Consider the following 22853-nt stretch of genomic DNA (forward strand, 5'->3'; position numbering starts at 1 on the left):
GGCCGCCGGGCGGGAACGGCAGGTGGTGCGGCCGCCGGGCGGGAACGGCGGGCGGGACGACCCCCGCCCCGTACGGCGGCGCGCGGGTCGGCCGCCCCACCGGCCGCCGGTGGGTCAGACGCGGGCCGGTGCGGCGGGGACGGACTCGCCCAGGGCGTGGCGCAGGACCCGTACGCGCTCGGCGGGGTCGGTGGTCGCGAGCACGGCGGCCAGGACGGCGACGCGGGCCTGGCCGGCCCGCAGGGTCCCGGTGGGTACGGCGCCCGCGGCGACCAGGTCGACGGCCCCGCCGTGGGTGTAGATCTGGGAGACCGGCCCGGCGTGGACCCGCGTGGTGAGGGCGACGAGGACGCCCCGCGCGGTGGCCTCGGCGACGGCCGCGACGACCTCGGGCGTGGCGTTGCCCGCGCCGGTGGCGACCAGCACGACGCCCTGCGCGCCGGCCGCGACGGCGGCCTCCAGCAGGACCGGGTCTCCGTCGGCGTGGTGCATGACCATGTCGACGCGCGGCCGGGCCTCCGGCATGCCGGGCAGCGGCAGCGGGGCGGGCCGCGCCGGGCGGCGCAGCACGGAGACCTTGCCGAAGCCGATGTCGGCGATCCGCGCGCCGGACGGGTCGGCGAACGCGTCGGCGTCGAGGGTGTGCGTCTTCACCGTGCCGCGCGCGGCGTGCACCTTGCCGTCGAAGGCGACGAGGACGCCGAGGTCGCGGGCGCGGGCGGCGGTGAGGAGCGCGTCGTGCAGGTTGCGCGGGCCGTCGCCGTCCTCGGCGTCCAGCGGCAGCTGCGCGCCGGTGAAGACGACGGGGCGCGGGTCGTGGTGGTACAGGTCGACGAGGAACGCCGACTCCTCCAGGGTGTCGGTGCCGTGCGTGACGACGACGCCGTCCACCCCCGGATCGGCGAGCACCTCGTGCACCGTGCGCACCAGGGTGAGCTGGTGGTCGGTGGTCAGGCGGGGGCTGTTGACGCTGAACAGGTCGACCACCTCGACGGTGATCCCCTCGGGTACGGCGGCGGTCGCCATGACCTCTTGGCCGTGCGCGTCCGCGGCGAAGCCGGAGCCCTGCCAGCGGCTGGCTATGGTGCCGCCGGTGCTGATGACGACGATCCGTCCCACGGTTGCCCTGTCCTCTCCTCACCGCGCTCACCGCGGCCTCGACCGAACGGAATGTTCGAACGCAAGGATAGAAGAGTGGACGCGCAATCGGATCGCCTTCTCCGCCACATACGCCGACAAACGGTGGTGGATAATTGCGCCATGGACGAGATCGACCGCGCTATCTTGCGCGAGCTCCAGGAAGACGGCCGGCTGAGCAACCAGGAGCTGGCGGCCCGCGTGGGCCTGACCCCCTCCCCCTGCATGCGGCGGGTGCGGCAACTGGAGCAGGACGGGGTGATCCGGGGCTACCGCGCGGTCATCGACCCGGAGGCGGTGGACCGGGGGTTCGAGGTCCTGGTCTCCATCGAGGTGAAGCGCGACCGCGAGGTCGTCGAGGCCTTCGAGGCGGCGCTGCGGGACATCCCGGACGTCGTCGAGGCGTACCGGCTCTTCGGCAGCCCGGGGTGCCTGCTGCGCATCGCGGTGGCGGACCTGCGCGCCTACGAGCGGCTGTGGATCGAGAAGCTGACCGCGCTGACGGGCGTCACCGAGGTCAACTCGCAGATCATCATGAAGCGCGTCAAGGAGCCCCGCGGCCTGCCGGTCGACGGCTGACGACCCCACCGGCCCGCCCCGGCCGACCCCGCCATCGGGCCGCTCGCGGCCCACCCGACCCCCCGTCCCGGCCGGTCAGCGACCGCTGCCGCCGTGACCCCCGCCGCTCCGCGCCTCGCGTACGAAGTGCCGGACGAAGACGACCACGCCCCACGCGAGCAGGACGTTGACGACCGCGCCGCCCGCGTACTGCGGCAGGAGGTCGAACGGCCCCACGCCGCCGCCGTCGGTCGAGAACTCCACCTCGCCGCCGCCGATGAGCGGCGGCAGCAGGTAGAAGCCGAGGAAGGCGACGAGGACCGGGCCGGGGAACGTCACCAGGGCCAGGAGCGGGCCCCAGCCGTCGGGCGCCCCGAGGATCCCGTGGGCGAGCGCGGCGGCGGCGACCAGCCCGACGTAGGCGCCCGCCAGGAGGGGGGCCTTGCCCCGGCGCGCGGGGGTGCGGGTCTGTGCCATCGGGGCCGTCCGTTCTCTCTCACGGGCGGGCGCGAGCGCCCGGAACACGGCGGCGGGCACGCTACCCGGACAAGGGGGAACGCCCCGACCGCACACCCCATTATTGAACACGTTCAACACGCTGGTCGACCCCCGCACCCCTGACGCCCCTCACCTCCCCGCCTCCCCGCCGCACCGGCCGCGCGTGCCGACCCGCTCACGCCCCCGGACCTGCTCGCGGCCGCGGTCCCGCGCGTGGCCGAAACCGTGACCGCGAATCGACAAATCCGTACGGCGCCGCCACACCCGGTTGTATGCTCCATCCGCCGCTGAGCCGCGCCGCGCGCCCTCGCGCGCCGCGCCGCGCTCGCGGCCTCTCTTCACTCACCCCAGGGGGGGTCCATGACGTTCCACCGTACGTACCGCACAAGGTCGCACGCCCGGAGACTGGCGTCCTGCACCGCGCTCGTCCTCTCCGCCGGCCTGCTTCTCTCCGGCACCGCCGCCACCGCCGTCGCCGACGACGGCCCGCGCGTACCGGCGCAGCGCCCGCCCGTCGAGCGCTCGGCGCCCGGCGTCGAACGGCCCGAGGGGCAGTTCCCGAAGCCGCGCACCCGCATGTCGACGGAGTCCACCGCCGAAGCCGCCGCCGGCGCGCCGAGCCGCCACGACTTCACCGGCGACGGCGCGAGCGACCTGCTCTACCGGAGCGTCGACGGCCGCTTCTACCTCAAGCGCTCCGAGGACCCGGCCAACGACACCGACTTCGGCCTCTTCGGGGACCTGGACGAGAAGTTCAAGGACGTCATCCCGGTCGGCGACCTCACCGGTGACGGCACCGCGGACGTCCTCGCCCTGTCCCCGTACGGGACGCTGTGGTTCCGCGGGACCCACACCGGCGGCAGCGGCACGTCCGACCCGTACTGGGGCGGCAACGGCTGGCAGATCTACAACAAGGTCCTCTCCCTCGGCGACGTCAGCGGCGACGGCACGGTCGACGTGCTCGCCCGCACCCCCGCCGGCGAGCTGTACCTCTACCGCGGCAACCGCTCCGGCAGCACCCCGCTCCAGGCGCGCGTCAAGGTCGGCACCGGCTGGGGCGCCTACGACCAGCTCGTCGGCGTGAACGACGCGACCGGCGACGGCCTCGGCGACCTGTACGCCCGCACCCCCGCCGGCGACCTGCTCCTCTACGCGGGCACCGGCGACGCCGCCGCCCCGTTCAAGGCGCCCGTGAAGGTCGGCACCGGCTGGCACATCTACAACCAGCTGACCAGCTCCGACGACATCACCGACGACGGCCGCCCCGACCTGTTCGCCCGCGACGCCGCCGGCACCCTGTACTACTACGGAACCGACGCCACCGGACGCCCCACCGCCCGCCAGGGCTTCGGCACGGGCTGGAACACCGTGGACCTGATCGTCGGCTCCGGCGGCAACCCGTCGACCGGCAAGGCGTCGATCCTGGGCCTGGACACCAGGGGCACCCTCTGGGCGTACTACTCCCGCCACAACGGCACCCTCACCACCCGCGACCAGGTCAGCGACGTCGGCGGCTGGGCGGGCGCCCGCGTGACCTTCGCCAACTCGCTGGATCACGACGGCGAGGCGGACCTCCTGGAGGTCTACGACGGTCACCTGTACAACTACGACCGGTACTCCGACGGCCCCTACGACCTGGGCCGCGGCTGGGACGCGTACAACACCGTCGTCGGCCCCGGCGACCTGAGCGGCGACGGCAAGGGCGACCTGCTGGCCCGCACCCCGGCCGGCGCGCTGTACCTGTACCGCGGCGACGGCAGGGGCTACGGCCTCGCCCCCCGCCTGTCCCTGGGCACCGGCTGGAACGCCTACAACGCCCTCGTCGGCGGCGGCGACATGACCGGCGACGGCCACGCGGACCTCCTGGCCCGCACCCCGGACGGCACCCTCTACCTGTACGCGGGCACGGGCACCCCCGGCGCCCCGTTCAAGGCGCGCGCCAAGGTCGGCACCGGCTGGAACGCGTACACGAAGCTGGCCTCCCCCGGCGACATGACGGGCGACGGCCGCGCCGACATCCTGGCCGTCACCTCCGGCGGCACCCTGTACCGCTACACGGCCACCCACACGGGCGGACCCAATCCCTTCGCCACCCGCGCGAACCTCGGCACGGGCTGGAACACCTACCGCACCCTCCACTGATCCACCGACCCACCGCAGGAGCCCCGGCCGACCCTCGTCGCCGGGGCTCCTCCCGTGGGCGGTCGCCTCGCACCGCCCGCCGGCCCAGGACACGGCGGAGCGGGCCCCAAGACGGCCTCAGCCCCCCACGTGACCGACTGTCACCCCGCGCCCCCGGTATCGGACCTCACCACCCTCAGCGAGTCGAGCGAGGGCCACTCGACCATGTTCCGACAGTGGCGAACGGTTGCCCCTCCACCAGATCACCCCTCGGCCGCCCGGTACACCGTCCCGCCTCATCAGGAGTGGGCGGTCGCGGCGCCATTCCTCCCGCCGGCGGACTCACCCCCGGATCACGCTGTAGCGCAGGTCACACCGGAACCGATTCTTTATCAAGATCACTACAACCATTTCCGGGCGTGACACACCTCACCACAGGCACCTTGGCGTTGCCCAGTTCCTCCGTGTTTCCGCAATGGACGCATCCGCCAAGGCCCGGCTTCGATAAGGGACATCAACCCGCAGGGGCGGCCGGCGAGGAGCTCTCCCCGCCGACCGCCGGCGTCGAAGGCCGCAACGAAGCCCCGCGGCGCATCGGCGTGTGTCTCCGGGCAGCACGACCGCGATCGGCGCTCCTGGCACGGGCCGTGGTGGTGAGGGCCTCCGCCGGGAGGGCTTCGCGGGCCCTGGCCTCGACTCGGTGGACCGACGTGGGGACCGACGACCACGACGGTCCGTCGACGGCCGGGAGCACGTTCCGGTCGACATCAGTGGAGTAGAAGGGAGCCGTGATGTCACGGCCTTCAGGACAAGTGTTCAGCAGACGTCAGATGCTGGGCATCTTCACCGCGGTGGGAGCCGGTTGCGCGCTGCCCGCCTGCGCGATCGGGGCCCACCCGGCGTACGCGGCGAGCGGGACGGGCTCCATGGCGGTGCCCGAGGGAACGGGTCTTCCGGACACCGACCGCGGCAAGGTGGTCTGGGCCTACAAGTCGGGCGGCCGGGCTGTCCGCGCCGCGGCGGCCGCGGCGCTGGTGGGCAGCGCGGCGGACGTGACGGCGTTCCTCGACCGGAAGCTGCCCGTCGCCCGGGCCGAGGACAACAGGTTCACGCTCCTGAAGTCCCTGTCCACGGCGGGCAAGGCGACTCGCGCAGGTGCCGACGGCGCCTTGTCCGGTGGAGACGCGGCGGTCGAGACCTTCCTGACGGGCGGCTTCCGGGCCGCGGTGCACGAGGATCTCAGGGTGGCCGTCGCCACGGTCATGGCCCACGGCGGTCGCGCCGTGAAACGTGGGGCATCCGCTGCTCTGGACGCCGGTTCGGACTTCGCGTTGCGCGCCTTCCTCAGTGGCGGGCAGTTCACCGCCCACGAGGAGGACGACCGTGTGCAGGTCCTCTCCATCCTCGTGACGGCGTCCCCGCAGGTGCGTGAGTACGCGGAGCGGGCACTGAACGACGGGTCGCCGAGGGCGATCCGGTGGTTCCTGGAGACGGGCCAGCACATCGCCCGGGCCCGTGACGAGGAAACGGCGACGATCGAGCAGCTGGTCAAGGTCGTCGAGGCGGAGGGGCGCCGCGCCAGCCGGAAGACCGACGAGGCCATAGAGCTCTCCGCCCAAGCGGTCGAGGCCGCCGAGAAGGCGAAGGACGCGGCGCTGGAGGCCAAGGCCGAGGCCGAGGCCGCCGAGCGGGACGTCCAGCGCTCGGCCGTCGCGGCGAACAAGGCGGCGGAGGCGGCCAGGGGTGCCGCCGCGGCCGCGTCGACCGCCGTGTCGGCCTCGCGGACCGCGCAGGCCGCCTCGCGGCGTGCGGTGGCGGCCGCGCAGGCCGCTGCCGCGGCTGCCGCAGCGGCGGGGCGCGCCGCGGCACGCGCGTACCGTGCCGCGATCGCCGCCTCCAAGGACGCGACGATGGCGTCCGCCGCCAGAACGGCGGCGGAGATCGCCCGGAAGATGGTCGGCTTCGTCCGCTCCGTGGCCTTGAAGGCCGACATCGCGGCGGTGGCTGCCCAGGCGGCCGACCAGGCGGGCGCGGCTGCCGCCGGCTCGGCGATCAACGCGGCCGCCGCAGCCCGTGCTTCGGCCGACGCGGCCGTCGCCTCCGGCGCCGCGAAGGCCGAGTCCGCCGCCGCGCAGCAGGCCGCCGCCGAGGCGGAGGCCGCCGCGAACAGGGCGACACAGGCCGCGGGCAGGGCGCGGACCCTGGCCGGGCAGTCGGCTGCCGCCGCCCGCACGGCGCGTGACGCGGCCAACAGCGCCGCCGACCACGCCGAGAAGGCGGCCGCCGCCGCCGAGGAAGCGGCCGCCTACGCCGGCAAGGCGGTCGACTACGCCAACCGGTCGACGGCAGCCGCCAACGCCGCCGTCGACGCGGCGAACAAGGCCGCCGGCGCCGTCGCCAAGGCACGCGAGGTCGAGCAGGCGGCGCGTGAGGCCGAACTCGCCAGGCTGGCCGAGGAGACCGAGGAGGCGATCGAGCGGGCGCGGCTCGAGGCGGTCGCGGAGACGAATCTGCTCGAACGGTCCAACCGGCAGCGGACACAGGAAGCGCGCCTGTCCGAGGAGGTCCTCGGACTCATCGGCTCCGCGGAGTCGGCGCTGCGGAACGGGAACATCGCTGAGGCCGTGGCGGCGGGACGCAGGGCGGCGGTCCAGCTCATCGACCGGTCGGGGACCTGGACCCGGGAGGCCGCGGAGTTCGCGCTCGCCGGCTCGGACGAGGACGTCGTCCACTGGATCGAGGCCGACCGTGTCATCGCCCTGAACCAGGACAACGCCGAGAACGTCGCGGCGATCTCCGCGGTGTCGACGAAGAACGTGGCCACGGCGGCCCATGAGGCTCTGAAGACCGAGGACGCCGCCCGGATCAGAGGGTTCCTCGAGAGCGGGGCGGTCGCCGCGGCCAGGGACGACAACCAGGTCGAGATATTCAAGCTCCTGGCCGACGACTCCACCGGCAGGGCGGTGCGCAGCGCGGCCCAGGCCGCGCTCGACGCGGGAACCGCCGAGGCCCTGCACACCTTCCTGCACGTCGAACGTGCCGCGGCCGTCCGCGAGGACGACCGGGTCGCGGCCGCGACCCTCCTGGCGAACGGGGGCCCCTACGTCAAGGCGGCGGCCCGGATCGCGCTCGAGGGCGACACGCACATGCTCCGCCAGTTCGTCGGGACGACGCAGTACGACTTCGCGCGGCTCGACCACGATCACGCGACGCACATCAGCGCGATCCGCGCGGCGATCGCGCGCGCGGCCAAGATCGCGTCGGACGCCCTGGAGGACGCGGCACGGGCCTCCGAGGCGGCGGCCCGCGCGCGCAACGCCGCCTCGGAGGCGACCGACTGGGCCAACCGCGCGCAGGGCTACGCGAACGACGCCAAGCTGTCCGCCGAGGAAGCACGCAAGAACGCCGCGGCCGCCGAAGGGTCCGCGGCCGCCGCCGCGCAGTCCGCCGAGACCGCACGTCAGGCGGCCGCCGCGGCGCGCCAGGCGAGCAGCGTGGCGAGGCACGCGGCGACGCGGGCCGTGCGGTCCGCCACCGTCGCCGCGTCCTACGCCGCGGACGCCGCGGTGTCGGCGGCGGCTGCCCGCAAGGCGTCCCTCGCGGCGGGCAAGGACGCCACCGCCGCCGCTCGAGCCGCGTTCGAGGCCAAGGTCCTCGTCATCCAGGCCGCGATACGCGAGGCGATCGAGAACGCGCGGGACAACGCGACCGTCCCCATCGACCCGCAGAAGAACGGCCTTCCCCAGGGCGCCGAGAGCTGCCTGACGCCGTTCGGCAACCCCATCCCGTCCGGCACGCCACCAATCCGTGGGAGCTGGGGTGGAGCTGGCTCACCGGGGACGGTTCGCGGTCGCAGTGCTTCGGCCCGAACGACGAGTTCACCGGCATCTACCGTGATCACGAGTACACGAAGGAGGTCCTCGCCTTCTTCGCCTCCCGCACGCAGTCCGGCAACTACGAGCTGGGCCACACCTACATGTACGACTACCAGCTCGGCGGCTTCGACGGTGTCGGGAAGTACCTCACCGACTACGGGACGCTCACCACGGCGGGGCTCACCGGAAACCTGGCGTACACGTTCCTGGGCTCGCACTACGTCAGGATGACTCCCCTCCGCGAGAACGCGGACGGCTCCGTCGTGTGGCGGTACACCGCGTTCAACGAGTCGGACATCGAGTCCGCGACGCACCCTCCCGTCATCGGGTACACGGACTGGTGGAGCGACACGGTCGGTTCGTTCGTCGACAAGGTCGTCGGCGACTCGGGGCCGATGTCGCCCAAGACCCAGGTCATCGAGTTCGACGTTACGCTGGGGCCGTGACGCGCAAGAGGGCTGGTCGGCGGTGGCTGGTCACCGCCCTGACCGCCTCCGCCGTACTCCTCCCGGGGTGTACGGGCGCGGGCTCGGTCGACCCCGACGAACTGCCAGGGGTGTACCGCGACGACGCGAGCGGCAGCGAGATCGTGCTCGAGTCCGACGGGACGTTCTCCGCCACCGACGTGGCGGGGGAAGCCGTGGGGGGTGGCGGTGACCCCGTCGACTTCAGCGGCCGATGGGAGTTCGTCGAGAGCAGCGCGTCCGGCGATTTCGTCTACCTGACGGTCGACGCCGGTGAGCTCGGCAAGGTCGGCGGCATGAAGCTCCACCCGAGCGGCCGGACGGTGGAGTTCCACGCCGATCCGGACGGGCCGCCGTCCCTGGTGCTCACCAGAGCGGCCGCACCGTAGGCCCTGCGCCGCCCTTGGCCCGGCGCGTGGTGGCACCACGCCTGATGCGGCGGCCGGGCCGCGGAACACCCGTTCCGCGGCCCGGCCGCCGTCTTCCCGGCTCCGGCCGCGAGTCCGTTCCGCTCCCCCGGGTCACGTCGATCACCAGCCCGGGCCGCCCCGGGGGCCGGTCCGCACACGTCGGCACGGGCCACACGCCCCCGCAGCGGCCCACCAGACCCGCCGCGCCGCCCTCCGCCACCCCGGACAGACAGCGAAGCCCCCGAAACGACGAAGATCCCGCCCGATCTTGCGATCGGACGGGATCTCGTCACTGCTCTTGATTCGACTCGCGAACAGTCGTCTGTGGACCTGAGGGGATTTGAACCCCTGACCCCCTCGATGCGAACGAGGTGCGCTACCAGTCTGCGCCACAGGCCCTTGCGACGTGTGAAACATTAGCATCCCGATCGGGGTGCTCGGAAATCCGTTGTCCGGTGGGTGGCCCGGGGCGGTGGGTCGGGGTCACTCGTTGGCCGCGCGGGGGCGGTCGTCGTCCGCGTACTGGTCGAAGAGCGGGGTGCGGCCGTGGTCGCGGGGGCGGCGGGGGGCCGTCGGGGACGGGTTGGGGTTCTGGCGGGTGGGCGGGGGCGGGGTGGGCTCCGCCGGGGAGGAGCGGGCGGCGCTCCACGTCTCCGGGTCGGTGACGTCGACGCCGCCCGTGGCGCGCGGGGCGACCGGGGCGGTGACGTACGTGGGGAGGGGGACCGGGACGGGGTCCCAGCTGTCGCCGCGGGCCGGGCCGCGCTCGCGCTGCTGGTCGACCCACTCGGCGTGGTCGGTCTGCTCGACGAGCGCGCGGCGGCCGGCTTCCGCCGGGGAGACCGACGGGGTGGGCTCGGGGTGCGCGGGGGCCTCGTCGTCCTGGTGCGGGGCGGCGGGCCGGCCGCGGCGGGGGCGGTTCTCGCGCAGCCGCTGGGCGGCGGCCTCGGCGCGGCGCCGGTCCATCACGTAGACGAAGCGGCGGCGCTCCTGGCGGCGCAGGTAGGCGATGTAGCCGCTGAGCAGGGCGGCGGGGGCGGCGGGCGCCCAGAGGAAGGCGAGGCCGCCGACGGCCGCGGCGACGGTGCCGACCGTGAAGGCGAGGAAGAGGAGGACCGTCGTGCGGCGCCGGCGGGCGAGGACGCGAGAGCGGCGGGCGCGTTCGGCGGCGGCCCGGCTCACGGCGGGGCCGGCCGGCCGGCGGGCCCCCGCGGACGGTGCCCCCGCGGACGGCGCGGCCGGGGCTGCCGCGGCGGCGCCCGGGAGCTCGAGTCGGGCCTCGGTGTGGTCCGGGGGCGCGGCGAAGGCCCGGACGTCGACCGAGTCGATCTGCTCGGTCTCGGCGTCCGGGTCCACGTCGGGCACCCGCCGGTCCTCGTCGGCGCGCGCGCGCAGCTCCTTGGCGTACCGGCGCTCCATCGCCGCCCGTCCGGACAGGAGCCGGATGGCGGTGCTGAAGCGTTCCGTCGGACGAGCCTCGTTCAGCTCGTCCTGCCTGCGGAGCCACATCGGCACCAGGTAGGCGGCCCAGGCTCCGACGATGACTGCGTAGATGAGGCCGCTGCTGCTCACATCTCACACGGTAGAGGTCTTCGCGCGGGGCCATCCGCCAATTGGGCCGGTGTGTCGCACGATCTGGCTGATATCACTGACATTTTTTGTGATTGATCAGACCGATTCTGCTCGACCGGCTCGCTATTCGAACAAATGAATTATTTCTTCTGGTGTTCGCGCCGTGACCTGTGCCAGCGCCGCAGCAGCCCTTCGGGGACTTCCTCGGCGGTCAGGGCGAAGACGAGGTGGTCACGCCACGCGCCGTCGATGTGCAGGTAGCGCGGGCGCACGCCCTCCTCGCGGAATCCGAGTTTCTCCACGACGCGCCGGCTGGGCCCGTTCTCGGGGCGGATGCACACCTCGATCCGGTGCAGTCCGACGGAGCGGAAGCAGTGGTCGACGGCGAGGGCGACCGCCGTCGGCATCACCCCGCGGCCGGCCACGTCCTGGTCGACCCAGTAACCGACGTGCCCCGAGCACATGGAGCCCCAGGTGATGCCGGCGACGGTCAGCTGGCCGACGAGCCGGCCCCGGTACTCGATGACGAACGGCAGCATCCGGCCGGCGTTGGCCTCGGCGCGCAGGTGCCGGACCATCTGCCGGTAGGTGGGGCGCTGGACGGGGGGAGCGCCCGGCGCGGGCGGCGGGACGGTGGCCTCCCAGGGGCGCAGCCAGTCGCGGTTGCGCCGGTTGACCTCGCGCCACGCCTTCTGGTCGCGGGCCCTTATCGGGCGGAGCACCACGTCGCCGTCGGCGAGCGACGCGGGCCAGGCGGGGTTCATGACGCGGGTCTCGGGTGGTCGCCGCCGCGCAGTTGGTCCACGGCGTGGACGAGGAGGTCGCCGAGGACCGCGAGCCCGTCCCGCACGCCGCCGGTGGAGCCCGGCAGGTTGACGACGAGGGTGCGGCCCGCGACGCCCGCCAGACCACGGGAGAGCGCCGCCGTGGGGACCTTGGCGCGGCCGTGGGCGCGGATGGCCTCGGGGATGCCGGGCACCTCGTGGTCGATGACGCGACGGGTGGCCTCGGGGGTGGCGTCGGTGGGCGACAGACCGGTGCCACCGGTCGTGAGGATCACGTCGTACCCGGCCCCGATCCCGTCGCGCAGGGCCGCCTCGACGGGGTCGCCGTCGGGGACGACCCGCGGGCCGTCGACGGCGAAGCCGAGCGCGGCGAGGCCCTCGACGAGGATGGGGCCGCCCCGGTCCTCGTACACCCCGGCGGAGGCGCGGTTCGACGCGGTGATCACCAGGGCCCGGTACGTCACGCCCGGCTCCAGTCCCCGGACTTGCCGCCCGTCTTCTCCTCCACCCGCACGTCGGTGATGACGGCCGACTTGTCGACCGCCTTGACCATGTCGACGACGGTGAGGGCCGCCACGGACACCGCGGTGAGGGCCTCCATCTCGACGCCGGTGCGGTCGGTGGTGCGGACGGTCGCGGCGATCTCCACGGCGTCGTCGGCGACGGACAGGTCGACCGTGACGCCGGAGACGGCGAGCGGGTGGCACAGCGGGATCAGCTCGGGGGTGCGCTTGGCGCCCATGATCCCGGCGATGCGGGCCGTCGCGAGGGCGTCGCCCTTCGGCACGCCCTCGCCGCGCAGCAGCTCCACCACCCGCGGGGAGACCAGGACACGACCGGTGGCGCGGGCGGTGCGCGTCGTGACGTCCTTCCCGGAGACGTCCACCATGCGGGCCGCGCCCGCCTCGTCGATGTGGGTCAGGCTGCCTTGCGTACTCACTGCACTCCGCCTCGCGATCCTGGCGCCGGTTGTCTTGTCGGCACGGCGGCAGACACCGTACCGCCACGGCCGCGGCCGGTGGGCCGCCGGCTCAGCCGATGAGCACCACCTCCAGCTCCGCGCCGGGCTCCACGCTCGTGGCGTCCTCGGGGACGACGAGGAGCGCGTCGGCCCGCGCGAGGGCGGCGACCAGGTGCGACCCGGCACCTCCCACAGGAGTGACGGTACCCGCCGCGGCGTCGTACGTCCCGCGCAGGAACTGGCGCTTGCCGGCGGGGGACGTCAGCGGTCCGTCCGCGCTGAGGGCGGCGCGCACGCGCGGGCGGTGCAGGTCCGGCAGGCCCATGAGGGCGCGGATGGCGGGCCGGACGAACAGCTCGAAGGAGACGTACGAGGAGACCGGGTTCCCCGGGAGGGCGAGGAGCGGGGTGTGGTCGGGGCCGATGGAGCCGAACCCCTGGGGCTTGCCCGGCTGCATGGCGAGCTTGCGGAACTCGACGCCGCCGCCCGGCTCGTCCGCGTCGGACGCCGCCGACAGGGCCTCCTTGACCACGTCGTACGCCCCGACGCTGACACCGCCCGTCGTCACCAGGAGGTCGGCGCGGACCAGCTGGTCCTCGATCGTCGCGCGCAGGGTGTCGGCGTCGTCGGTGACGGCTCCCACGCGGTAGGTGATGGCGCCGGCGTCGCGGGCGGCGGCGGCCAGGGCGAAGCTGTTGGAGTCGTAGATCCGGCCGGGGCCGAGCTCCTCGCCGGGCTGGACCAGCTCGCTGCCCGTGGACAGCACGACCACGCGCGGGCGGGGCCGGACGCGGACCGTGGCGCGGCCGATGGCGGCGAGCAGGCCGATCTGGGGCGGGCCGAGGACCGTGCCGGCGGGGAGGGCGAGGTCGCCGGCGGCGACGTCGCTGCCGCGCGCGCGGACGTGGGCGCGGGGCCCGGCGGGCCGGTGGACGCGGACCTCGCCGCCCGCGCCCTCGGGGGCGGCGCTCGCCGCGCGCATGGTGGTGGCCGCGCCGGCGCCGGCGCCGCCGTCGGTCCACTCGACCGGGACGACCGCCTCGGCGCCGGGCGGGAGCGGGGCGCCCGTCATGATGCGGGCGGCCTGGCCGGGGCCGACGGTGGGCGGCTCCTCGCCGCCCGCCGCGACGTCCCCGACGACCGTGAGCACCGCGGGGTACTCCTCGCTGGCCCCGGCCACGTCGGCGACGCGCACCGCGTAGCCGTCCATGGAGCTGTTGTCGAAGGGCGGCAGGGCGACGGGCACCGTGACGTCCTCGACGAGCACACAGCCCTGGGCTTCGGGCAGCCGCATCTCGATGGGGTCGAGCGGACGCACGGCGGCGAGCACGTCCTCCAGGTGCTCGTCCACCGACCAGACGGTCCTCTCCGCGCTCTGTGGGCTCACGGGGTCTGCATCTCCTCGGTGACGTAACGGCGGAGCCAGGATCGGAACTCCGGTCCCAGATCCTCACGTTCGCACGCGAGTCTGACAATGGCCCTGAGGTAGTCGGCGCGGTCCCCGGTGTCGTACCGGCGGCCCTTGAAGACCACGCCGTGGACGGGGCCGCCCGGGCCCTGGTCGACGGCGAGCTTGTGCAGGGCGTCCGTCAGCTGGATCTCGCCGCCGCGGCCGGGGCGGGTCTCGCGCAGTATCCCGAAGACGGCCGGGTCCAGGACGTACCGGCCGATGATCGCGTAGTTGCTGGGGGCGTCCGCCCGGTCGGGCTTCTCCACGAGGTCCGTCACCCGGACCACGTCGGCCTCGTCGGTGGGCTCGACGGCGGCGCAGCCGTAGAGGTGGATCTGCGCGGGGTCGACCTCCATGAGGGCGACGACGCTGCCGCCCTCGCGCTCCCGGACCTCGATCATGCGGGAGAGCAGCGCGTCCCGGGGGTCGATGAGGTCGTCGCCGAGGAGCACGGCGAAGGGCTGGTCGCCCACGTGCGGGGCGGCGCACAGCACGGCGTGGCCGAGGCCGCGCGGGTCGCCCTGCCGGACGTAGTGCATGGTCGCCAGGTCGTTCGAGGCCCTGACCCGGTCCAGGCGCTCGTCGTCGCCCTTGCGGTACAGCGCCTCCTCCAGCTCGTAGTTCCGGTCGAAGTGGTCCTCCAGGGGGCGCTTGTTGCGGCCCGTGACCATCAGCACGTCGTGCAGCCCCGCGCCCACCGCCTCCTCCACCACGTACTGGATGGCGGGCTTGTCGACGACGGGCAGCATCTCCTTGGGAGTGGCCTTCGTGGCAGGCAGGAACCGGGTGCCGAGTCCCGCGGCGGGGATGACAGCCTTGCTGATCCCGGGGTGCGACTGAGTCATGCCGAGCACCATATCCGGTTGGTATGGGAGGAAGATGAGCCTTGGATTACCTTCCTCCGCATATGGGGCTTTACAGGACTTTTGAGAGGTTGGTGGGACGGCGTGATGGCGGAGGAGCGGGCGACGGCGACCGGTGGCGGGGCGCGGAGGCCCGGGGGGCCGGAGGGGGTCGGACCGGGGCCGGCGCCGGACGCGGCGGGCTCCGGGCCGGACAAGGCGGGGCTGCGGCGGCAACTGCTCGCCGCGCGGACGCTGCTGACGACCGAGGACGTCCGCCTGGCCGCCGCCGAGCTGGCCGACGCCGCGCTGAAGCTGCCCGAGCTGGCGCGGGCCGGGACCGTGGCCGCGTACGTCTCCGTCGGGCGCGAACCCGGCACCCGCGCGCTGCTCGACGCGCTGCGCGCGCGGGGGGTGCGGGTGCTGCTGCCCGTGCTGATGGCCGACAACGACCTGGACTGGGCCGTGTACGAGGGCCCCGACGGCCTCGTACGGGCCCGCCTGGGGCTGCTGGAGCCCTCGGGGCCCCGACTCGGCCCGGACGCCGTCGTGACGGCCGACGCGGTGCTGCTGCCCGGCCTCGCCGTGGACGCCCGGGGCATGCGGTTGGGCCGGGGCGGCGGCTCGTACGACCGGGTGCTGGCCCGCCTGGCGGGCGCGGGCGCGGATCCGGCGCTCGTCGTCCTGCTCTACGCGCACGAGGTGGTCGCCCGGGTCCCGGAGGAACCGCACGACCACCCCGTGCACGCGGTGGTGACCCCCGGGGGCGTACGGCGCCTCAGCGGCCCGCCCCGGGGTGCCTGATCACGGCTTGAGGACCAGGTGGTCGACCTTCCGCGCGTCGACCGCCGCGTCGGTGAACGGCCAGTCGAGGAGCTCGCCCCTCGCCCACAGGTCGGTCTGGTCCGTGTAGTGCGGGTGGTAGGCGTGACCGGAGGCGCCGGTGAGGTTGATCCAGCGGGACTTGTCCCACTCGCCGACGTTCACGACCATCCGCATGGACGGCACCCAGACGACCCCGTAGCCACCCGCGGCGTTCCAGCCCGTGGCGTTGACCGCCGCCTCGCCGCCCGCGAGGTTCCACGGGCCGCGGTTCAGCATGAACTTCACGACGCCGGGACCGCCGGTGCCGAGCGTCTGGTTGCGCAGGTTCAGCTGGTGCAGCCGGCCCCAGCTCCAGGTGGAGACGTCCTTGCCGAGCTCGGCGGTCAGCTCCCACCGGGCGTCCTTCAGGGCACGGGCCAGCAGCTGGTCGCGGGTCTGCGTCGCGGCGTCCAGACGGTTGGCCGGGGTGTGCCACCACGGGTTCGCCTCGTCCTTCAGGAGCGGGCGGACCACCTCGTACCAGCGGTCGCCGCCGTCGGGCTGCGCCTGGTCCGCGTCCCGCTGGCCGCACTCGCGCACGAGCCGGTCGCGCTGGTCCTCCGGGACGTTCGGATCGGCCGGCGCCACGTTGAGGCACTCGCCCTTGACGCGCAGCTCCTTGGGGAGCTTGTCGCCGAAGGCCAGCTTGAGGACGTTGCGCCAGACGGCGTTGAAGTAGGCGGCGGCCGCGGAGTCCGCCTCCTGCGTGTAGTCCCAGCCCTCCAGCAGCTTCTGCGCCTCGCGGACGTACGGGTCCGACACGTCGATCTTCAGCAGGAGCGGCGTCAGCAGCTTGGCGATCTCGCTGCTGTTGTCCATCTGCATGGTGCGCATGTCGTCCGTCGAGATCTTCCCGCCGTCCTTGGTCTTCGACTCGATGAGGTCGTTGATCCGCTGGCTGCGGGAGCCGTAGCCCCAGTCCTCGGTGAGGCGGTGCGGGTAGTCCCCGCCGTTCACGACGGCCTGGTTCGCGGTGACGATGTAGCCGCGCGCCGGGTCCTGCTCGTACGGCAGCTCGTCGAAGGGGACGAAGTCCTTCTTCCAGTCGTACGCGGCGTCCCAGCCGGGGGCCGGGAGGGTGCCGTCGTGCTTCTCGGAGCGGACGGGGATCTTGCCCGGGGCCTGGTAGCCGATGTGGCCCTCGGCGCCCTTGGCGTCGGCGTAGATCAGGTTCTGGGACGGCACCTCGAAGTCGCGGGCGGCGTCGCGGAAGTCCTTGAAGTCACGGGCGCGGTTCAGCTTGAACACCGCGTCCATCGAGCGGCCCGGGTCGAGGGCCGTCCAGCGCAGGGCCACCCCGTAGCCGTCGCCGCGGTCGGGCGCGAGGTCGGTGACGGGGGCCTTCTGGCCGACCTTCTCCGCCTCGCCGCTGCGGTCGGAGATGAGGGGGCCGTTGTTGGTGGTGCGCACGGTGATGGTGCGGCTGCTGCCACCGGCGACCCGGATGACCTCCTCGCGGGTCTCGAACGGCACCTCCTTGGTGCCGCGCAGGTACCCGCGGTCGGTGACCTTCTGGAGGTACAGGTCGGTGACGTCGGCGCCGAGGTTGGTGAAGCCCCAGGCGATGTCCTGGTTGTGGCCGATGATCACACCGGGCAGGCCGGCGAAGGTGTAGCCGGCGACGTCGTAGCGGCACTTGTCGGACACGGCGCGGCAGTGCAGGCCCATCTGGTACCAGACGGACGGCAGCTGCGGGGCCAGGTGCGGGTCGTTCGCGAGGAGCGGCTTGCCGGTGGTCGTGTACTTGCCGGAGACGACCCAGGAGTTCGAGCCGATCCCGTGGCCGTTCGGGCCGAGGAGGGCGGGGACCTCCGCCAGGGCGTCGGAGACGGCCGCGAGCTGGCTCTGGAAGCCGCTCAGCGCGCCCGCGCCGGTGCCGGCGGAGCTCTGGGCGCCCTGGGTGCCGGAGCCGCCCTGGGTCCCCTGCGTGCCGGAGCCGGTGCCGTCGGAGCCGGTGCCGTCGCCGTCGGAACCGCTGCCGTCGCTCTCGCCCTCGCCCTCGCCGTCACCGGACGCCTTGAAGCCCTCGACGATCGGGCGGTGCAGCGCGTACGGGTAGTCCGGGTACAGCTGCTCGATCTGCTGCGGGCTCAGGCGGCTCGTCATCAGCGAGCGGTCGATCTCGTCCTGCATGTTGCCGCGCAGGTCCCAAGCCATGGCCTTGAGCCAGGCGATCGAGTCGACCGGCGTCCACGGCTCGATGGCGTAGTCGTGCGAGAACGCGAGGGCGGAGTACTCGACGGAGACGTCTTTGGGCTCCTTGCCCTTCAGGTAGGCGTTGACGCCCTCCGCGTACGCCTGGAGGTTCTTCTTGGTCTCGGCAGACAGCACCGTGTCGTACTCCTGCTGCGCCACGCGGTGCCAGCCGAGGGTGCGGAGGAAGGCGTCCGAGTCGACCAGGTCCTTGCCGAGCATCTCGGAGAGGCGGCCCGCGGTCATGTGCCGGCGGACGTCCATCTCGTAGAACCGGTCCTGCGCCTGGACGTACCCCTGCGCGCGGAAGAGGTCGGCGTCGGTCGACGCGTAGATCTGTGGGACGCCGTAGCCGTCGCGCTTCACGTCGACCGGCCCGGACAGCCCGGCGAGCTGCAGCGTGCCGGTGGTCTGCGGGAAGGGCGCGCGTACGGTGCTGACGCCCCAGTAGGCGCCGTAACCGACGCCCGCGACGAGCGCCAGCACCAGGGCGATCACGAGCAGGCGGGCACGCCGCCCCTTCTTCTTGGGGGAAGAGACGGTGGTGTTGGCGGGCATCGCTGTCCTTCGAGGCGCAGGCTTGGTCCTGGAGTGCTGGGAGCAACCATAGGCGCAGCGCTCGGCCGGTCCGGACGCGGTGTCAGTGAGGAGGCCGCCCACGGGTGTCGACGGAGGCGTTAGGAGAACGTTAAAGATTAGGTAAGGTAACGAAGTACTGGCCGTCGTGCACCCGTCGAACAGCCGGACATGCCCGGCATGTCGTCACGGAGTCGACGGTTCGGCAGCCCGGGGCGCCGACAGGGCGGTCCGACCGCCGCGTTCCGGCGGTCACCGGCCCGCGGCACCCGGTGCCGGCACCGGCGGCCGGAACCAGCCCTCGCGGCCGGTTTCCGGTACCCACCGCGACCCGGCCCCGTGACCGCTACCGGCACCCCGGTGGACCGGTCTCTCCGGTGGACCGGCATCCCGGTGCACGGTCTGCCGGTGGCCGGGCGGCACCACGCGCGCGTGGGTGGGTGCCCCGTGGGCCTGTGGGCCTCGGCGTGACCACGCGCGCGGGGGCGGTGATCCCGCCCGGCGCACGAGGGTGCGGGACTCCGACACCCGGGCCGGCGCCCGGGTCGGGCCCGCACACAACCGCATCCGCGCACAACTGAAGACGACCGCGCACGCACACTCTCCGGAAGGTTCGGCCCCTGACTGTCCACCAGCTCAACGAACTCCTGCTCATCGGCTCGCTCGTACTGCTCGTCGCCGTCGTCGCGGTGCGCGTCTCCTCACGCAGCGGCCTCCCCAGCCTGCTCCTGTACCTCGGCATCGGTGTCGCCATGGGCCAGGACGGCATCGGCAACATCACCTTCGACAACGCCGAGCTCACCCAGGTCATCGGCTACGGCGCGCTCGTCGTGATCCTCGCCGAGGGCGGCCTGGGGACGAAGTGGGAGCAGATCAGACCCGCGCTGCCCGCGGCGACCGCCCTGGCGACCGTCGGCGTCGCGGTGAGCGTGGGCATCACGGCCGCCGCCGCGCACTACCTCATCGGCCTGGACTGGCGGCAGTCGCTGCTCATCGGCGCGGTCGTCTCCTCGACGGACGCCGCGGCCGTCTTCTCGGTCCTGCGCAAGGTCCCCCTGCCGAGCCGGGTGACCGGCACGCTGGAGGCGGAGTCGGGCTTCAACGACGCCCCCGTCGTCATCCTCGTCGTCGCCTTCTCCACGACGGGACCGGTCCACAGCTGGTACGTCCTCGTCGGGGAGATCGCGCTGGAGCTCGCCATCGGCGCGGCCATCGGCCTCGCGATCGGTCTCCTCGGCGCGTACGGCCTGAAGAGCGTCGCCCTGCCGGCCTCCGGCCTGTACCCGATCGCCGTGATGGCCATCGCCGTCACCGCGTACGCGGCCGGCGCGCTCGCCCACGGCAGCGGTTTCCTCGCCGTATACCTGGCCTCCGTGGTCCTCGGCAACGCGAAGCTGCCGCACCAGCCGGCCAACCGCGGCTTCGCCGAAGGCCTCGGCTGGATCGCCCAGATCGGGATGTTCGTCCTCCTGGGACTGCTGGTGACCCCGCACGAGCTCATCCACGACTTCTGGCCCGCGGTCGCCATCGGGCTCGTCCTGACGGCCGTGGCCCGCCCGGTGTCCGTGCTGCTGAGCCTGGTGTCGTTCCGCATCCCCTGGCAGGAGCAGGCTCTGATTTCGTGGGCCGGGCTGCGCGGCGCGGTGCCCATCATCCTGGCGACCATCCCCATGGTGTCGGGGATCGAAGGCAGCCGGAAGGTTTTCAACATCGTCTTCGTGCTGGTCGTCGTCTACACCCTCGTGCAGGGGCCGACGCTGCCCTGGCTGGCCAGGACGCTGCGCCTCGGCGACCAGGACGGGGCCACCGACCTGGGCGTGGAGTCCGCCCCCCTGGAGCGGCTGCGCGGCCACCTGCTGTCGCTGTCCATCCCGGAGCGTTCCCGGATGCACGGCGTGGAGGTCGCGGAGCTGCGGCTGCCGCCGGGCGCCGCGGTCACCCTCGTCGTACGGGAGGGGCGCAGCTTCGTCCCGTCCCCGGCGACGGTGCTCCGGCGCGGCGACGACCTGCTGGTCGTGGCGACGGACCAGGTACGGGACGCGACGGAACGGCGGCTGCGGGCCGTCGGCCGCGGCGGCAAGCTCGCGGGCTGGCTCGGCACGGGCGGGACACCGTAGCGCGGGGCCGCGCCGCAGGAGCGGGGCGCCGTGAGGGCGGGCGCTGGAAGGGCAGGCACCCGTGGGGGCGGGGCCCTGTCGGGGCGGGCGCCCGTGGGAGTGGGCGCCCGTAGGGGTGGGCGCCGGGAGGGGCGGGGCGGGGCGCTGGAAAGGGTGGCGGTCCGGTCGGATGACGGGCGCCGCCCGTCCGGCGGCGGGTGCCGTCCGGCGGCGGGTGCCGTCCGCCGGCGGACGGGTGCCGTCCGAGCGCCCCGCCGAATCACAGGGCCCGCTCCATCGCGTCGCACATTTCACAGGTGCCGCACCAGCACCGCCCTGTACCATGAAGGCACACTGATCGACCAACTCTGCCTGACGCAGGGCTGGCGCGACCGTATGGCGGCCGGGTCCCCCCTCAGCGGAACCCAGGTATCTACCGCGCTTCCGCGCAAGAGGACAGCCCTCGGCGGCTCCCGTCACCCAGGGGAGCGCTACCAGGCGGCAGAAAGGCACGGGCCGTGGCATCCACGGTCACCTCCGACGACGCCGTGAAGCGTCCCGGATACGGGCAGCTCCTGCGCACACCCGGCGCGTGGACGTACCTGCTGCCCGGTTTCGCGGCACGCCAGCCCTTCGCGATGCTCACCATCGGCATCGTCCTGCTGGTCCAGCACACCACCGGCTCGTACGGCACCGCCGGTGCCGTCGCCGCGGTCACCGGCGTGTCCATGGCACTGTTCGCGCCGCAGAGCGGCAAGCTCGCGGACCGCTTCGGCCAGCGCGCCGTCCTCCTGCCCGGTGTCCTGGCGCACGCCGCGTCGGTCTCCCTCCTGACGGCCCTCGCGCTCGCGGACGCGCCCCTGTGGGCCCTGTTCGCGGCGGCCGTGCCCAGCGGCGCGTCCGTCCCGCAGATCGGCCCCATGGTGCGGGCCCGCTGGGCCGCCCGGCTCGAGGGGTCGCCGCTGATGTCGACGGCGGCGGCGTTCGAGTCCGTCACCGACGAGTTCACCTTCGTCGTCGGCCCCGTTCTGGCCACGGCGCTGTGCACCGGCGTGCACCCGGCCGCCGGCCTGGTCGCCGAGGCCGGCCTCACCCTGGTCGGCGGCCTGCTCTTCGCCGCGCAGAAGCGCACCCAGCCCGCCCACGGGACGCACTCCTCGCAGGCCGGCTCGCCGGCGCGCGTGTCGGCGCTTTCCGTGCCGGGCGTGCGGGTGCTCGCCGTGGCGTTCCTCGGCATCGGCTCCGTCTTCGGCGGCATGCAGGTCTCCCTGACCGCCTTCTCCGAGGAGATCGGCAACCCGGGCGCCAACGGCCTGCTGTACGGGCTCTTCGCCGCCGGCAACATGCTGGCCGGCGTCGCCGTCGGCGCCATCGCCTGGAAGGCCGGGCCGCGCCGCCGCCTCATCGTCGGCTACACCGCCCTGACCCTGACCGCCGCCCTGCTGTGGACCGCCCACTCCGTGGTGCTGCTGGGTCTGCTGGGCCTCGTCGTGGGCCTGTGCATCGCGCCCGCCCTGATCACCGGCTACACGCTCGTCGAGTCGCTGGTGCCCGCCACCGCCCGTACGGAGGCGTTCACCTGGCTGACCGGCGCCGTGGCGCTGGGCCAGGCCGCCGCCGTGACGGTCGCGGGACAGCTCGCCGACACGTACGGCTCGACCGCCGGCTTCCTGGTGCCGCTGGGCGGTACGGCCCTGGCCCTCGTCACCCTCGTGGCGCTGCGCTCGCGGCTCGTCGCCCGGCCCGCGGGCCGGACCGTCGCGCGTGGTATGGGTCACCGCGTGCCCGTGGCGGTGGACTGACGCGACGGAATGCGTCACTATTGTTCGTCGTTAGCACTCATCGAGTGAGAGTGCCAGGAGGAAGACAAGTGCCGACCTACCAGTACCAGTGCACCGAGTGCGGCGAGGGCCTCGAGGCGGTGCAGAAGTTCACCGATGACGCCCTGACCGAGTGCCCGAGCTGCCAGGGACGCCTGAAGAAGGTGTTCTCGGCCGTCGGCATCGTCTTCAAGGGCTCCGGGTTCTACCGCAACGACAGCCGCGGCGCGTCGTCGAGCAGCTCGCCCGCGTCGTCGTCCTCTTCCTCGTCGTCCTCCGCGGCGTCGACCCCGTCGTCCGATTCGTCGTCCTCGTCGTCCTCGGGCGCGAAGCCGGCGGCGTCGAGCACGGGCGGCGGCAGCAGCACCTCCGCGGCCTGACCACGTCCCGAAGGCCCCGCCGTCCCGTACGGCGGGGCCTTCGGCGTACCCGGGTCGGGTGACCGCTGGGGGGCCGGCCGCCGGGATCGCCCCGGGGTGCTTCCGAGCCGTCCTCCAAGCGTGCGTCGCGGGCTCCGCTTCAGCGTGCGCCGCAGGGTCCGCTTCGGGGGTGGGCCGGGGTGTCCCCGGGTGCCTCCGGGGGCGGGCCGGGGATGCCCTGCGGCGGGCCGGGGGTGGCTCCGGAGCGCTTC

At 73.8% G+C, this 22853-nt stretch carries 18 protein-coding genes and 1 tRNA gene; 9 read left to right on the forward strand and 10 right to left on the reverse strand.

The window, feature by feature from the left end:
• Positions 1–114: 114 nt before the first annotated feature.
• The gene (locus NRO40_RS12340; RefSeq protein WP_058941753.1) at positions 115–1119 is read right to left on the reverse strand and encodes an asparaginase; all 1005 of its coding nucleotides are present in this window, start codon (positions 1117–1119) and stop codon (positions 115–117) included.
• 141 nt (positions 1120–1260) lie between these two features.
• Here NRO40_RS12340 and NRO40_RS12345 point away from each other — a divergent pair, with 141 nt between their 5' ends.
• Positions 1261–1716 (forward strand): Lrp/AsnC family transcriptional regulator, encoded by a 456-nt coding sequence (locus NRO40_RS12345; protein ID WP_058941754.1) that lies wholly within the window; start codon positions 1261–1263, stop codon positions 1714–1716.
• Positions 1717–1791: 75 nt separating this feature from the next.
• Here the strand turns inward: NRO40_RS12345 and NRO40_RS12350 are convergent, their stop codons facing one another.
• Positions 1792–2172: a hypothetical protein gene (locus tag NRO40_RS12350; RefSeq protein ID WP_058941755.1), complete on the reverse strand. Its 381-nt coding sequence runs from the start codon at positions 2170–2172 to the stop codon at positions 1792–1794.
• A gap of 381 nt (positions 2173–2553) precedes the next feature.
• Between NRO40_RS12350 and NRO40_RS12355 the strand changes: the two genes are divergently transcribed.
• The 4 genes from NRO40_RS12355 (at position 2554) to NRO40_RS12370 (ending at position 9042) form a co-directional block, all read left to right on the forward strand.
• Positions 2554–4335 (forward strand): FG-GAP-like repeat-containing protein, encoded by a 1782-nt coding sequence (locus tag NRO40_RS12355; protein WP_058941756.1) that lies wholly within the window; start codon positions 2554–2556, stop codon positions 4333–4335.
• A 791-nt stretch (positions 4336–5126) separates the two neighbouring features.
• Entirely contained in the window at positions 5127–8420 is a 3294-nt protein-coding gene (locus NRO40_RS12360) for an ALF repeat-containing protein (RefSeq protein ID WP_232791037.1), read from the forward strand.
• Positions 8417–8635 (forward strand): hypothetical protein, encoded by a 219-nt coding sequence (locus NRO40_RS12365; protein WP_232791038.1) that lies wholly within the window; start codon positions 8417–8419, stop codon positions 8633–8635. The genes NRO40_RS12360 and NRO40_RS12365 overlap by 4 nt, the downstream gene beginning before the upstream one ends.
• A complete protein-coding gene (locus NRO40_RS12370; RefSeq protein WP_058941757.1) occupies positions 8632–9042 on the forward strand; it encodes a hypothetical protein in 411 nt (136 codons plus the stop codon). The genes NRO40_RS12365 and NRO40_RS12370 overlap by 4 nt, the downstream gene beginning before the upstream one ends.
• A 346-nt stretch (positions 9043–9388) precedes the next feature.
• Here the strand turns inward: NRO40_RS12370 and NRO40_RS12375 are convergent.
• The 7 genes from NRO40_RS12375 to galU all read right to left on the reverse strand — a co-directional run bounded on the left by NRO40_RS12375 (position 9389) and on the right by galU (position 14676).
• Positions 9389–9462, reverse strand: a tRNA-Ala gene (locus NRO40_RS12375).
• A gap of 84 nt (positions 9463–9546) precedes the next feature.
• Positions 9547–10635, reverse strand: coding sequence for a divisome protein SepX/GlpR (sepX, locus tag NRO40_RS12380; protein WP_058941758.1), 1089 nt, complete (start codon positions 10633–10635; stop codon positions 9547–9549).
• A gap of 140 nt (positions 10636–10775) precedes the next feature.
• Complete coding sequence (locus tag NRO40_RS12385) at positions 10776–11399, reverse strand: GNAT family N-acetyltransferase (RefSeq protein ID WP_058941759.1); 624 nt, start codon at positions 11397–11399, stop codon at positions 10776–10778.
• Complete coding sequence (locus NRO40_RS12390) at positions 11396–11884, reverse strand: MogA/MoaB family molybdenum cofactor biosynthesis protein (protein ID WP_058941760.1); 489 nt, start codon at positions 11882–11884, stop codon at positions 11396–11398. Before NRO40_RS12390 ends, NRO40_RS12385 begins: the two co-directional genes overlap by 4 nt.
• On the reverse strand, positions 11881–12360 hold the full coding sequence (gene moaC / locus NRO40_RS12395) for a cyclic pyranopterin monophosphate synthase MoaC (protein WP_058941761.1): 480 nt from the start codon (positions 12358–12360) through the stop codon (positions 11881–11883). The genes NRO40_RS12390 and moaC overlap by 4 nt, the downstream gene beginning before the upstream one ends.
• Before the next feature lie 91 nt (positions 12361–12451).
• Positions 12452–13768 carry a molybdotransferase-like divisome protein Glp gene (gene glp, locus NRO40_RS12400; protein ID WP_058941762.1) on the reverse strand — a complete coding sequence of 439 codons (1317 nt, stop codon included), beginning with the start codon at positions 13766–13768 and terminating at the stop codon, positions 12452–12454.
• The gene (galU, locus tag NRO40_RS12405) at positions 13765–14676 is read right to left on the reverse strand and encodes a UTP--glucose-1-phosphate uridylyltransferase GalU (RefSeq protein WP_058941802.1); all 912 of its coding nucleotides are present in this window, start codon (positions 14674–14676) and stop codon (positions 13765–13767) included. The genes glp and galU overlap by 4 nt, the downstream gene beginning before the upstream one ends.
• 105 nt (positions 14677–14781) lie before the next feature.
• On the opposite strand from galU, the gene NRO40_RS12410 reads away from it, so the two are divergent.
• Positions 14782–15477 carry a 5-formyltetrahydrofolate cyclo-ligase gene (locus NRO40_RS12410; RefSeq protein WP_079046983.1) on the forward strand — a complete coding sequence of 232 codons (696 nt, stop codon included), beginning with the start codon at positions 14782–14784 and terminating at the stop codon, positions 15475–15477.
• On the opposite strand, the gene NRO40_RS12415 is transcribed toward NRO40_RS12410, so the two are convergent.
• Positions 15478–18288 carry a penicillin acylase family protein gene (locus tag NRO40_RS12415; protein ID WP_058941763.1) on the reverse strand — a complete coding sequence of 937 codons (2811 nt, stop codon included), beginning with the start codon at positions 18286–18288 and terminating at the stop codon, positions 15478–15480. It abuts the gene before it with no gap.
• Positions 18289–18926: 638 nt separating this feature from the next.
• On the opposite strand from NRO40_RS12415, the gene NRO40_RS12420 reads away from it, so the two are divergent.
• The 3 genes from NRO40_RS12420 (at position 18927) to NRO40_RS12430 (ending at position 22602) form a co-directional block, all read left to right on the forward strand.
• Positions 18927–20423, forward strand: coding sequence for a potassium/proton antiporter (locus NRO40_RS12420; RefSeq protein WP_079046984.1), 1497 nt, complete (start codon positions 18927–18929; stop codon positions 20421–20423).
• A 497-nt stretch (positions 20424–20920) separates the two neighbouring features.
• Positions 20921–22204, forward strand: a complete 1284-nt coding sequence (locus NRO40_RS12425; RefSeq protein ID WP_058941765.1) for an MFS transporter — start codon at positions 20921–20923, stop codon at positions 22202–22204.
• Positions 22205–22272: 68 nt separating this feature from the next.
• Positions 22273–22602 carry an FmdB family zinc ribbon protein gene (locus tag NRO40_RS12430; RefSeq protein ID WP_079046985.1) on the forward strand — a complete coding sequence of 110 codons (330 nt, stop codon included), beginning with the start codon at positions 22273–22275 and terminating at the stop codon, positions 22600–22602.
• Positions 22603–22853 lie beyond the last annotated feature (251 nt).

Source organism: Streptomyces changanensis, assembly GCF_024600715.1.
GTDB lineage: Bacteria > Actinomycetota > Actinomycetes > Streptomycetales > Streptomycetaceae > Streptomyces > Streptomyces changanensis.